The sequence below is a fragment of the Lactobacillus sp. HBUAS51381 genome, assembly GCF_012641095.1.
Taxonomy (GTDB): Bacteria; Bacillota; Bacilli; order Lactobacillales; family Lactobacillaceae; genus Levilactobacillus.
Map to the genome: position 1 here is coordinate 130,009 of NZ_JAAVSC010000001.1, position 13,348 is coordinate 143,356.

11 protein-coding genes are annotated in these 13,348 nt (G+C 51.5%); 8 read left to right on the plus strand and 3 right to left on the minus strand.

The annotated features are described in order from the left end of the window. Positions 1-7 precede the first annotated feature (7 nt). The 4 genes from HEQ50_RS00560 to HEQ50_RS00575 all read left to right on the plus strand — a co-directional run bounded on the left by HEQ50_RS00560 (position 8) and on the right by HEQ50_RS00575 (position 5,609). Entirely contained in the window at positions 8-415 is a 408-nt protein-coding gene (locus tag HEQ50_RS00560; RefSeq protein ID WP_232842637.1) for an iron-sulfur cluster biosynthesis family protein, read from the plus strand. 206 nt (positions 416-621) lie between these two features. Further along, positions 622-1,968, plus strand: coding sequence for a collagen binding domain-containing protein (locus tag HEQ50_RS00565; RefSeq protein WP_168898514.1), 1,347 nt, complete (start codon positions 622-624; stop codon positions 1,966-1,968). A gap of 183 nt (positions 1,969-2,151) precedes the next feature. After that, a complete protein-coding gene (locus HEQ50_RS00570) occupies positions 2,152-3,945 on the plus strand; it encodes a heavy metal translocating P-type ATPase (protein WP_168898515.1) in 1,794 nt (597 codons plus the stop codon). Positions 3,946-4,073: 128 nt separating this feature from the next. Beyond that, a complete protein-coding gene (locus HEQ50_RS00575) occupies positions 4,074-5,609 on the plus strand; it encodes a multicopper oxidase family protein (RefSeq protein WP_168898516.1) in 1,536 nt (511 codons plus the stop codon). A gap of 569 nt (positions 5,610-6,178) precedes the next feature. Here the strand turns inward: HEQ50_RS00575 and HEQ50_RS00580 are convergent. Further along, complete coding sequence (locus HEQ50_RS00580) at positions 6,179-6,517, minus strand: helix-turn-helix transcriptional regulator (RefSeq protein ID WP_168898517.1); 339 nt, start codon at positions 6,515-6,517, stop codon at positions 6,179-6,181. Positions 6,518-6,586: 69 nt separating this feature from the next. On the opposite strand from HEQ50_RS00580, the gene HEQ50_RS00585 reads away from it, so the two are divergent. Both HEQ50_RS00585 and HEQ50_RS00590 read left to right on the plus strand, forming a co-directional pair. After that, positions 6,587-7,204, plus strand: a complete 618-nt coding sequence (locus tag HEQ50_RS00585; protein ID WP_168898518.1) for a cadmium resistance transporter — start codon at positions 6,587-6,589, stop codon at positions 7,202-7,204. A gap of 180 nt (positions 7,205-7,384) precedes the next feature. Next, positions 7,385-8,167 (plus strand): CPBP family intramembrane glutamic endopeptidase, encoded by a 783-nt coding sequence (locus HEQ50_RS00590; RefSeq protein WP_168898519.1) that lies wholly within the window; start codon positions 7,385-7,387, stop codon positions 8,165-8,167. A gap of 84 nt (positions 8,168-8,251) precedes the next feature. Here HEQ50_RS00590 and HEQ50_RS00595 read toward each other — a convergent pair whose 3' ends face one another. Then, the gene (locus HEQ50_RS00595) at positions 8,252-9,295 is read right to left on the minus strand and encodes a YeiH family protein (protein WP_168898520.1); all 1,044 of its coding nucleotides are present in this window, start codon (positions 9,293-9,295) and stop codon (positions 8,252-8,254) included. A 114-nt stretch (positions 9,296-9,409) separates the two neighbouring features. Between HEQ50_RS00595 and HEQ50_RS00600 the strand changes: the two genes are divergently transcribed. Together HEQ50_RS00600 and HEQ50_RS00605 are read left to right on the plus strand one after the other, a co-directional pair. After that, on the plus strand, positions 9,410-10,285 hold the full coding sequence (locus HEQ50_RS00600) for a LysR family transcriptional regulator (protein WP_168898521.1): 876 nt from the start codon (positions 9,410-9,412) through the stop codon (positions 10,283-10,285). A gap of 102 nt (positions 10,286-10,387) precedes the next feature. Then, positions 10,388-11,593, plus strand: a complete 1,206-nt coding sequence (locus HEQ50_RS00605; RefSeq protein ID WP_168898522.1) for an MFS transporter — start codon at positions 10,388-10,390, stop codon at positions 11,591-11,593. Between the two features lie 185 nt (positions 11,594-11,778). On the opposite strand, the gene HEQ50_RS00610 is transcribed toward HEQ50_RS00605, so the two are convergent. Further along, on the minus strand, positions 11,779-13,275 hold the full coding sequence (locus HEQ50_RS00610; RefSeq protein WP_168898523.1) for a DUF5776 domain-containing protein: 1,497 nt from the start codon (positions 13,273-13,275) through the stop codon (positions 11,779-11,781). Between the last annotated feature and the right edge of the window lie 73 nt (positions 13,276-13,348).

Consider the following 13,348-nt stretch of genomic DNA (forward strand, 5'->3'; position numbering starts at 1 on the left):
GAAATGAATGATGAAAATCACGATTAAAGATGCAGCGAAGGCCTATCTAACCGAGAACATTCAGCCTGGTAGTGTGTTATTACTGACTACGGATGATGGTTCCAACCGGTATTCAACGGTGGGTGGCACCTGTGCTATTGGCGATAAATTTCAATTTGTCGCGCTGACCGCTGATGATCCCGACTATGCGATTTCCTTAGAAAACAACGCCGGCTTGACCATTAAAACCAACGCCGACACCGAGCTCTACTTGAGTAACGGTCTGGTGTTAGATCGTGTCTTCAATCAGCTATCCTTGCGAGATGACAGCGGCATTCTAGACAGTGCCGTCGGCTTGATCACCTATACGGCCGAAGAGAAATCCGAACTTGATTTAAAGAAAGAAATGCAAACTTTAGGGACACGGATCTGCTAGCACGCGTTTCAGCAGGTTAATTCCGAAAACACGAAGGTCTGGACGTTGGTCCGGGCCTTTTTTGCTGGGCAAATAGCCGTATCCGGTTACGTTGTACGTTCTCAGGCGTTTTTGCCGATTTTGAATAACTTGTCCAGAATCTATTGCCAAGCGGTTGCACAGTCGCGTATACTTTTAATGGATAAAAGTTATGGGAGGGGATATTTTTGAAGATTAACAGTAAAGTTTGGCGATTGCTAATTGGACTATTCAGTTTAATGTTTTTATTAGTGGTTAGCCAGATGGCTACACCGGTTAAGGCGGCAACCACGCACAATGGTGCGGATTTTACCACCGCGGCTAGTGTGACGAACGGACCGGATTTTAAGCACGCCGAAACGATTGACGTGCAATATCATCTGGACTTTGGTAGCACGCCAATCAACAATGGCGATAAGATTACGCTTGATTTTCCGGAGAACCTAAAGGGCAAGACGCCAGGGGATACCTTCAAGGTTTATGACGAAGAGGGGACCGTTATTGGCGAGGCCGTTGTCTCTGACAAGGGTGTCGTGATTACCATGAACGATGCGCTACAAGGCAAGACCAACGCCAAGTTGACGCTGAACCTGATGACTAAGTACCGCTATGAAGATACCGGTGAAAAGGATGTGGTTTTCCCACTGGAAAATGGCAAGACGAGCACATCCCAGATTAATATCGTGGCCAACGAAGCCAATTTATCCAAGAAGGGGGTTCTTCAAGATGATGGAACCATCAAGTGGACGGTTCTCGTCAATCGCCGTGAACTTGAAATGAAGAACTTGGATGTCAAGGATACGATTGGTGACCATCAGGAAATGATTCATGGACTGACCGTCAGCAATGGGCATTGGGAGAATACCACGACCTATAAACGCGAGAAGCCAGCTATGACGGAAGGCAAAGATTACAACGTTACATATAATAACGATGGTTTTGATTTATCGTTCAATGATACGGTCAATAACTTAGTTGTCGTGGACTACTACACCAAGGTGACTGATCCATCGCTGATTGATTCTGGGTATAAATTTAGAAATCACGCGCTCATGACTTGGGGTGGCGGTACTTCCGGCAACAAGAACTCCGAAGAGGCTAACGGGAAAGTGTCGTCTTCAAACGGTAATAGTGGCTCTGGTAGCGGCGATGTCAACGAAACCGACGAACCAGGAATCGACACGGATGAGGACACGGATACCGGCACCGGAACCACCGATGTCGATGACGGGACTGAAACCGATGGCGAAGAGGCCGCTCGTGAAGAGGAAGAGGCTAAAGAAGAAGCTGCCAAGGAAGAAGCTGCTAAGGAAGCCGCTAAGAAGCCGTCTAAAACCAAAGTTGCAGCGGGTAAAACCAAAGCAGCTAAGGCGCCGGTCGCCAAGGCAACTGCAACGGAAAATCCGGGTATCACGAAGACAACCAATACCAAGTTGCCCCAAACCGATGATCAAAGTAGTCTGGCTAGCGTAATTGGTGGCGTTTTGGCGCTAGTAACGCTGGGTGTAGGTGTGATTCTACATCGCCACAACTAGGCTGTTATGCTTGAAACGCAAGGGTATGGAACCAATTGTTTTTGAGAGAATCTAGACTTAGAGTGGGAAAAAACCTGGGATGTCCCGGGTTTTTTATTAGGAGAAAAGCAAAGGCTATGTGGCAAAAATCACAAGCTTTGGTATACTCAAGGTAACGACTATGATTCTTGGGGAGGGACCGTGATGCAACGTTTACGGCAATATCGACAATTCTGGTTTGTGATTATTTTAGGTGCACTAGCGCTCTGGCTTCAATTTGTGAATCATCAGGCGAAATGGGCGCAGATTCTGATTACAGGTCTGGGTCTGCTGCTAGCGATCATCATGTTCATTGAGATGGTCCGGACGCTGCGCTCGGGTAAATTCGGCGTTGACCTGTTAGCCATCACCGCGGTGCTCGCTACGCTGGCCGTGGGCGAATACTGGGCGGCATTGATCGTGCTCCTGATGCTGACCGGTGGCGATGCGTTGGAAGATTTCGCCGCCAGCCGGGCCAACAGCGAGTTACAGGAACTGCTGAACAACTCTCCGCAGACGGCCCATCGCGCGGACGGTGAATCGTTGACGGATATTGCGGTGAGCCTGGTCGCGGTGGGCGATCGCTTACTGGTCAAGCCGGGCGAGGTCATGCCCGTCGATGGCACCCTGCTGACGGGGCCGACCACGGTTAACGAAGCCTCGCTGACCGGTGAGGCGCGGCCGATTGAGAAGCAGGCGGGAGATGCCGTCATGTCCGGAAGTATCAACGGCGAGGCGTCCGTTTATTTACAAGCGGACCAGACGGCCGATAACAGTCAGTACCAGAACATTGTGCGGCTGGTCAAACAGGCCGAGGCCCAACCGGCCAAATTCGTGCGGATGGCGGACCGCTATGCCGTGCCGTTTACGTTATTGGCCTATGTGATTGCCGGGCTGGCGTGGTATTTCTCCGGTGACCCCGTGCGGTTGGCGGAAGTCCTCGTGGTGGCGTCTCCGTGTCCGCTGATTCTAGCGGCACCGATTGCCCTGATCTCGGGGATGAGCCGGGCAAGTCGGAACGGCATTATTGTGAAGACGGGGACCACGCTGGAAAAATTGGCGCAGGTTAAGACGTTTGCCTTCGATAAGACCGGAACGATTACGCAGGGTCGGCTCGTGGTCGACCAAGTGGTCCCCGTTACGGCGCTACCTGCCGAAAAATTATTGCAGCTGGCGGCCAGTACCGAACAGCACTCCGGTCACGTGTTGGCACAGTCGCTGGTAGCCGCCACGCAAGCATCGTTATTGCCGGCCACAGCCGTTAATGAGACGACGGCGCAGGGGGTCGCTGCGGTCGTCGATGGTCAGGAGGTTCGCGTGGGCAAGAGTTCATTTGTCACCACGGCGCCCGTGGATAAGTCCGACCAGACGGCGGTATACGTGTCGATTGCCGGTATTTACCAAGGCTACGTGAGCTTCAATGATCGGGTCCGGCCGGAAGCCAAAGAAACCATGAGCACACTGCGTTCGGCCGGGGCACAACACCTGGTCATGATTTCCGGTGATCGACGGCCGATTGCCGAAACGATTGCTGGCGAAGTGGGCATCGATCAGGTGCACGCCGAATGTTTGCCGGCCGATAAGATTAAGGTGTTGGCAGATTTACCCGCCGAACAGCGTCCGGTCGCGATGGTGGGGGACGGCATTAATGATGCGCCTTCGCTGGCAACCGCGGATGTGGGGATTGCCATGGGGGCACACGGCGCCACGGCCGCCAGTGAATCCGCCGATGCGGTCGTCCTCAAGGATGATTTGACCCGGGTTAGTGCGGCGCGCCAGATTGCCCACGATACCATGCGTGTGGCCAAACAGGCCGTGTTGATTGGGATCTTTATCTGTACCGGCTTGATGTTGATTGCCAGTTTTGGCGTGATTCCGGCTATCATTGGGGCGGTCTTCCAAGAAGTGGTCGATACCGTCACGATTCTCTATGCCTTACGGGCGCGGACGGATCGCTAATTTAAACGTTAATGAGGCAGTCTTACGAGACGGCCTTTTTGTGATGCTGAGACGTTCCTTTCAGTCTGTGAATGCGTTATCATGGAACTGGACAGTGTGCCCAATCTAATCGAAGAGGAGCCTGAAAAATGACAAAATCAATCAACACCGATTATTTCTTTGATGAACCGGCTTTTAACACGCATGATGGGGGTTACGTTCCACTGGAGGAACCCAAGACACCGCAAGAACCATTGCGGATTCCACCGCTACTGAAGCCTGATAAGGAAACCGCTACCGATACGTATTACACGGTCGAGGCACAGGCCGGGGAGACCCAACTGTTGCCGGGAAAGAAGACCAAGACGTGGGGCTATAACGGCAGTTTGTTGGGGCAAACCATTGTTTTTCCTAAGGGGAAGACGATGCACATTGATCTGAAGAATAGTTTGCCCGAGTTAACCACGTTCCACTGGCATGGGTTAAATGTGCCCGGGCCTTACACGGATGGTGGCTGCCACGCCCCGGTTTATCCCGGACAGACGCGGCACATTGATTTTAAGGTCGACCAGCCGGCCGCTACACTGTGGTTACACGCGCATCCGTGTCCATCAACGGCCGAACAGGTCTGGCACGGTTTGGCGGGCATGGTGTTGGTCACCGATGACCAGGAAGCCCAGCTGCCATTTCCACGGAACTACGGTGTTGATGATATTCCATTGGTTCTGCAAGATCGGCGGTTCCATGAGGATAATCAATGGGATTACAATGCCGACTACGATCCAGACGGGGTTCAGGGGCCAACGCCGATGATTAACGGCACCATCAACCCCTATTTCGATGTGTCTACGCAACGCGTACGGCTCCGGATCTTGGACGGCGCCAACCGGCGAGAATGGCGACTCCACTTCAGTGACGACCTGCCATTTACGCAGATTGCTTCGGACGGTGGTGTGTTGCCAGAACCCGTTGAATTTACGCATTTGATGTTGACTTGTGCCGAACGAGCCGAGATCATCGTGGACTTTGGCAAGGTGACGCCCGGTCAGACGGTGACGCTATACTCTGACGATGTGCCGTTGGTTCGGTTCCGCGTCCACGATTTCCAAACGGATACGGCGACGCTACCCGACCATCTCGTAGATATTCCCGATCCAGACGTCACGCCGAATACGCCAATCCGTAAGGTTGTGATGTCCGGGATGGACGAGCAGGTCATGATTGACGGTAAGAAATTTGAAATGCAACGGATCGACGCCAAACAACAGGTAGGCAACGTTGAATTGTGGGATGTCACCAACACCAACGATATGGATGGCGGTATGGTTCACCCGTTCCACATGCACGGGACGCAATTCCTAGTGGTCTCCAGAAATGGCAAGGCGCCGTATCCCAACGAACACGGCTTCAAGGACACGGTCGGCGTCAACCCCGGCGAAACGGTGCGGTTAAAGGTTTGGTTCGAACATACCGGGGTCTACATGTACCACTGCCACATCATTGAACACGAAGACGGCGGCATGATGGCTCAAATTGAAGCGTACGACCCAGATCATCCACAAACGTATAAGCTGATGGATATGGACACACTGATGAATGCGGTAGCCAAGGAACGCGGCATCGACGTCAAGGACCTCCATCTGGCGGGAATGAGTTCGTATGAGAAGATGGGGATGAAGATGTAAGAGAGTGAGAGCAAGGGCGGTTAGACCCTGAGCATTAGCGGAGATAAGTGCCCGCTCGGTGGAACCGAGCCGGTGCTTATCTTTGCTAAGCGGAGGGGTCTGCCCTTGCGAACACGTTTCGGAGGCCGCCAGACTCGGGATATCAGGGATAACAACCAGTCCAACGCCTCAAACCAGTATTCCTGGCAACGACAACCGCCGGACAGGAGGCCCTTAGCTTTCTAAGCGCAGGAACCTGCCTTGCGTAACTCGTTTCGGAAGCCGCCAGGACCGGAGCATCAGGGATAACAACCAGTCTAACGCCCCAAGCCAGTATCTTAAGCAACGACAAGCAGCGGTGCTTATCTTTACTAAGCGGAGGGGCCTGCCCTTGCGAACTCGTTTCGGAAGCTGCCAGACTCGGGATATCAGGGATAACAACCAGTACAACGCCCCAAACCAGTATCACCAACAACGACAAACGCCGATGAGGGGGGTAAGCGCAAGCCTCTACCGTGTACTGCCCCTCAAAACACAAGAAAATCCAATCAAAAATGGCTTCGGAATCTTCAAAATTCCGAAGCCATTTTTTAATGCCCATGGGTCTGTCCCCGTAGCACGTGGTCGACGTGCGCCAGCGTTTCGTTGACGATATCTAAAATATGGGGATCGTCCAACCGGTAAAAATTCTGTTTGCCCACCCGGCGAACCGCCACCAACTGTTCTTTTTTCAGCATGGCCAGTTGGTGGGAAATGACTGATTGCTCGACGGTCAGTAGGTCGCTGAGTTCACTAACGTTGAGTTCCTTTTGTTCTAAGAGATAGAGGAGCTGTAACCGCGTGGGATTGCTCAGCAACTTAAAGATGGCTTGGGACGCCTGCACCATTTTAGGCGTGATTAAGGTGACTTTTTCGGTAGAATTCGGCATAAAAAGCTTGCTCCTTTCATATGTAGATGATAACATATGTTATGAATAACATGCATAGGGGAGGATCACATGATTAAAACCATTTTAACGGGGGTCACGGCGTATATTTCCACTGGACTCGACTACTTAATTATTCTAATGGTAATCTTCGGTCGCGTAAAGCGTCAAGACCGGTGGCTCGTACTGGCGGGGGATTTTTTAGGCACGATCGTATTGGTCGGTGGGTCGCTGGCCATTGCCTTTTTCCTGGGCTTCGTACCGGCTCCGTGGTTGCTGGGACTGCTGGGCCTGATTCCGATTTACCTGGGAATCAAGCTCTGGGTTCAGGGCGATGATGACGATCCGGATGCCATCGCCAACAAGGTTGCCAATCCAAAGGGGTTAATCGGCAACGTGGCGCTGATTACGATGGCCACCTGTGGCGCGGATAACGTCGGAATTTACGTGCCCATCTTCACCACGGTTGCGCCGACCGCAATTCCCTTGATTCTACTGACGTTTGCCGTGATGGTGGTGATCTTTTGGGAAATTGGGTATCGGTTGGCCTGCATTCCCCGTGTAGCGGCGGTGCTGGAAAAACAGGGTCGCTACATCACGATTGCCGTGTACATTCTGATCGGGTTGTACATTATGGCTGACAGTGGCACGTTTCAGCATTTGCTGCGACTGGCTGTGGGTTTAATTTAGGTGCTAATGGCTAAAGCATGCGAAGAGAAATGTAAGCGTTTCTGCTAGTGAATCGGCCATGCTGATCCTCAGAACTGTTTGTTTTGTCTGTAAAGGCAAAAGCATTTAACTGTGCTAACCAGAACGTTCTCCCACCCGGATTAGCAGTATACTGGGATTACATCGGAAGGGGACGTTTGGATGTTTTTGCAACAAGAAAGACGGCGACCGGTTTATCAATTGTTGGTGGCTTGGTTCGTGATGACAGTGCTCGTGTTTTGTTTGCCGCTGGGGTTGCCGCGAATTGCTAACTCGCGGATAGCGACGACAGCGGTCGTAGAGGCCATCACATTATTGGCGATTGGGTTGGTCAATCGGTATTGGGTACACGTATCGCTGAACTTTCGCTCACCATTCACGTTTGGGCAGCAATTGCTGATGACCTGGCCGGCGGAATTACTGCTGGCCTTTTTCGTGTTTGCAGCTATTCTAAAATTTCCACAAGGCATCGGTGCGGAAAAGGTGGCGGTCCGCGTTGTTCTGGGGTTACTGGTAGCGGGACTGGAAGAAACCGTCTTTCGGGGAATCTTACTCGGTGGCTTGCTACAACGCTTGCAGTTGCGATTGACTCGGCGACTATGGATTGCAGTGCTCGGCAGTAGTTTGTTGTTTGGCCTGAGTCACGTGATGAACTTGACACACCAAAGTCTACCCATGACGTTAATGCAGATAGTCCAAGCATTTGGGCTCGGCTTGGTCTTAAGTGCCTTATATTTACGAACTGGTAGCTTGTTATGGGCGATGTTGTTTCACTTTGGGCTAGACACAACTGTGATGCTCGTCGCCCTGACGCCTCACGAGACGAATACCGGAGTATCACTCTCAGATGTGATGCCGTTCGTGGTCTATCTGATCATCACGGCGATCCTATTACGGCCATCGCGGTGGCAGCGGATTGATTTTCGACGACTGGGCGTTCATTAGCGGTCAATTAAATAAAAAGTGAAAAAACACGGGTAACTTTCCGGAAGCGGGAAAGCTACTCGTGCTTTTCGTTTAGCTCTAAAGTTAGAAGAACAGCTTGCTAGCAATCGTCACACAGGTCATCAGAATTACGGATGAAATGGTGGCGGCAAGGAAGACGTTGCCTCCCCGCTGGAAGATGACCCGGAAGTTGACGCTCATCCCCAAGGCGGCCATGGCCATGCCGAGAAAAATATAGGCTAACTTGACCAGTCCGGCCAGGGCAACGTCACCGAGTGGCAGGAAGGTACCGATGATGCTGGTCAGAATGAAACCGGCCATGAACCAAGGAATCGGTAGCTTGGCGGAACCTTGGTCCGTCGTGGCCGTGGGGTTGGCCTTGCGCGATTGATGTTGGTACCACCAGCCGATGATCAGGGCAGCCGGTGCTAGCAGCAGGACCCGGGACAGCTTGGTGATGATGGCCGTATCCAGGCTGACTGGACCGCCCGCACTCCCGGCGGCAACGGCGTGCGCAATTTCGTGAAGCGAGCCACCGGTTAAGACGCCGAATTGGACGGCGGTTAAATGCAGGAGGGGCTTCAAGCCAATCTCGACCAGCGTGAAGACCGTTCCCAGAATCGCGACGATGGCGACGGCCAACACTTCATTTTCACGTTGTCGTTCGGCCTTGTCCGCGGGCACCTTAATCTGGGGTGAAACGCCCATGACGGCGGCGGCCCCACAGATGCTAGTCCCGGTGGCCGTGAGAATGGCGAGTTCCTTCTCCACGCCGAGCTTCCGGCTGAGGTTGTAGGTCAACAGGACCATTCCGGTCACCACGAAGGCGGCCAAGGTGATGGTCTTGACGCCGGCTTGAGCCAGCTGAATCAGGTTGAGCTTGAAGCCTAATAAAATAATGCCTAACCGTAAAAATTTATTGCTAATGAAGCCGATGCCCGCCCGGTTGGCGTTGATGACCTGAGGCTGTACCTGGCACGCCATACCCAGGAGTAACGCGATAACCAGCGCCCCCACGAGGTTTAAATAGGGCAGTTGGGCCAGAAAACTCCCGGCGACGGCGCAGACTAAAGTTAAGAGTGATGCCAGCCAAAAGCCCCGGCTCACCACAGTGGTCCGAATATCCAAATGAATCTCCTCCTCAAAAAATGTCTACGCCTAGTTTACCGGAAGTTGATTATAAGATAAAATTGGAATGAATAATAAAACTATAACGACAGCTTATAAGGAGGAGACCCAGTCATGCTCGATCACCGGTATCAAACGTTTCTCGTCCTCGCCACGACGAAATCCTATACGCAGACGGCCCAGCAACTTTACATCAGCCAACCCGCCGTTTCCCAGCAAATTAAGAATTTGGAGACGGAACTGGGCTTAGAATTGGTGCACTACGCGCGGCCCCACTTGACCATTACCCCGGCCGGTCAGGAACTGGCGGCCTTTGTTCAGCGGGTGCAGGTGCAGGCCGATAAGGTGGTCACGACCCTCCAGCACCCAAGGAAGACGCGACAGGTCACCTTTAGTACCACGTTGTCTTTGAGTGAATTTTTAGCGCCACAACTCATTACCCTACTGCAAGGCCAGAACTATCGCGACATCAATTGTCGGGTGACCAACACTCAAGCGGCGTTGCGGGCCATCGAAGCCGGGACCAGCGACTTTGCCCTGATTGAGGGGAACTTTGATAAACAGCGGTACGGCTATGAAATTGTCCGGCAGGAACCCTTCGTGGGCGTGGTCGCCGCCGACCATCCTTTGGCACAACAGACCGTCGTGAGTTGGGCGGATCTGACGGCCTATCCCTTGATCGTCCGGGAAGTGGGGTCCGGGAGCCGGGAAATTTTAGAGAACCTGGCGCACGCCGCGAACGTAACCTTTGCGGAGTTTCCCCAGGTGGTGACGGTGAATAATTTAGCCGCCATCCGCGAAGTACTCCTGCGCGGTGGGGGTGTCAGCTTCGCCTACCGGTCGGTGGTCGCCGATGCCCTGCGAGCGGGACGGTTAACGGTCCTGCCGCTTCAGGCCGGTCGGCTCCGCCACGACCTGGATCTGGTCTATCCCAAAGAGAGCTATTTAACGCCGACCTATCGGGAATGGGCGGCGGCATTACGAAAATAATAATTTTACCAGGAAGTTGAGCGGATAGTTAGACAAACACCCCTAAATATTGATATATTTATCGTACTGTTGTAAAAAAATATCGAGAAGGGGTGAGCCATCGTGACGAAGAAAACGAGACGGGCCATTTTTATTTTAGTATTTAGTGAATTTTTAGTGTGTTTGGGAATTAGTTTAGTCATTCCGGTCATGCCGTTTTTGAAGAATCAACTGCACTTAACGGCGACCGACATGGGAATCATGAGTGCCCTGTTTGCCTTCGCCCAGTTCGTGGCGTCACCCCTAATTGGTCGGCTGTCCGATAAGATTGGGCGGAAGCCGGTCTTAACCACGGGGCTGTTTCTGTTCATGGCCTCCGAAGTGCTGTTTGCCTTGACCAACCAGTTAATGGTCTTCAACATTTCGCGGATTATTGGTGGCCTATCGGCAGCGATGGTCGTGCCCACGGCGATGGCACTGGCGGCCGATATCACGACGAAACGGCAGCGAGCCCGCGTCATTGGCTGGTTGTCGGCGGCCTTCAGTGGTGGGCTGATCCTGGGTCCCGGAATCGGGGGGATCTTGGCCGGAATCAGCTATAAGACACCATTCTGGGCGGCCGGGGCACTGGGTTTAATCAGTGCGATTGTCCTGATCAGCCTGTTGCCCAGTGACGCCGAGACCAGTCAGATTCGGGATGCGGAAGCGCCGTCAGAAATGGCGGTTAAACCCGCGGCCCATCCGATGACCCGTGAGTTTTGGACGGTGCCCATTATTATTCTGTTTACGATGATTCTGGTGTCGTCGTTTGGTCTCCAGGGGTTTGAGAGTATTTACAGTATCTACGTGAATGAGGTCTTCCACTTTAGTCTAAGCAACATCGCGTTAGTGTTGACCCTTAATGGATTAATCTCGCTATTCTTGCAGGTGGCGATGTTTGATACCCTGGTCAGCAAGTGGGGTGAGCGCCGGGTCATCCGGGCCTGCTTCTTCCTGGCGGCCATCTGCGTGGTCTGGATTACCCAGGCTCACGGTAAGATTGCGGTCATGATCGCTACCCTGATTATCTTCTCCGCCTTTGACCTCTTGCGGCCAGCCATCACGACACTGTTGACAAAGGCCAGCGAGTCCAATCAAGGATTGATTAATGGCCTTAACATGTCATTGACCAGCGTGGGCAACGTCGTGGGGCCAATCATGTCGGGGATGTTGTTGGATATGAATCCACACTACCCTTACCTGGTGGTGTCGGTCTTCCTGATTGTTTCTTACCTGATGGCCTTTCTCCTAAAACGTCCGGATCAACTGCAGTCGGCGGCGGAAAAATAGGTTGGTAGGACGCTGGTGACCGTTTTGTTTAGTTGAGTTAATGTGTTGATAACTTTGGGACAAAACGCCCGCTTATTCTCATCATTAAATTAAAATGTGGACCACCGCAAATGAAAAATGTTGCGTCCTCAAAAAAGCCAGATCCGTGATTAATCGCGGGTCTGGCTTTTTGAAGTGATAGGTGGCTATTTAATCGCTAGGACTAGTTTCTTATTGGCTGTGACGTAAGTGCCATTGCTGAGTACAAAGCGTGTGGTGAGATTGTGGCGTTCCAAACCGACGACCGTTAACTTTTGCCCGTATTTAAGGTGATGGACGCGCTTTGTTAAAGTCACGTTACGGTAGTTATTGACACCGCGAGCGTTCAAAACTTTGATCTGCTTAACAGATTTTTGATAGTAAGCTGCCGTCACGTAAGTTGATTTAGCCGTGATGTATCCGGTTTTACCAGCTGTTCGACTATGATGGTTAACGTCTTTCACCTGATAGCGTAGTAAGCCTGATTTTGAGTGGCCATAACCCGTGACGACAAACATTGGTCGCTGTGTGCGAGGAACCTTCGAGTATTTAGCGAGCCGTTCCTGTTTGTTGAACGTGGGGTTTTGATATAAGTAGAAGGTCTTCAGACCATAAATAGTGGCTTTTTTGGCGACAACGGTGCTAGTGTCGGCCGCCGAACCCTTAATGATTAGTGTGACGGTCAATGTCTTACCGTTGGCAGCTTTTAGCGTGACAGGATAGGTACCTGGAACCTTGTAGTTGACGTGACTGTCATCCAGTGTGACTGGTAGGGCGTTGTTATCCCGATCAGTCGCCTGTGCATGGAAAGTCGTGGCACTGATGGATTGGCCCGACTTAATGGTGGCAGTCTTATCGGCGGTCAGGCTGGAATGATCGATTGTACCTGGGACCGTGGTATCGATCTTGGTGTAACGAACGATCGTTGTATAAGTGCCGCTCTTGTCAAAATTTACGCGAACGTTCCTTGGGCTGGGTTCATAGCCATCAATGTCTGGGCTAGATATAATCGCAGGGTTTTCGCCGGTGTAGCCCGTGACGACACGCTCTTTACTTGCTGTTGTGCCATCGGCGAATTGGTATTTAATGGTTCTGGTGTAATCGTTTCTGATCAAGTAAAGCATAAAGTCTGTAACCTCATAGGTGTCAATTGCATCGATACTAGTGACCTTTTCTGGAATCACAAGTTGATTAGCTTCTTCTTTGACCTTAGCAAGATCAAAGGTGGTATTGCTTACTGAGGAAAACTGAAGTTTAATCAGTTCTAGATCTGTGACAGACGGTACACTTTTGGGATTTGCGAAGATATTCGAAAGTAAATTTACCGCTTGTTTCCCCGTAATAACGCTATTGAAGTACTGAAAATAGATATTCACTTCATCGTACAGTGTGTAACCGCTAACATAGATTTTGCCAAGACCTTTTTGGAAGAGGTCGTTGTAGGTTACTCCGTTAATGTCGTTTTTATCAGTGCTTATGGCACTAGTACTGCCGAATGGTATTGATTCGGTACTACCCTCGATTTTAAAGTTCCATTTGAGGTTGATTCTTGTGTCGGTACTTGCTTTTGCCGTCAGGGGGGTGCTTGAAATAAGGCCAAAGGACATCGATAAAATGAGTACACCAAGTATCCAAATTATAAAGTTTACGCTCCGTTTAGTCATGATTATTCACCTCACAAGCTCAGTATAACGCTTACATATGCATATTGATATAAAATTCTTAGCTTATGAACTA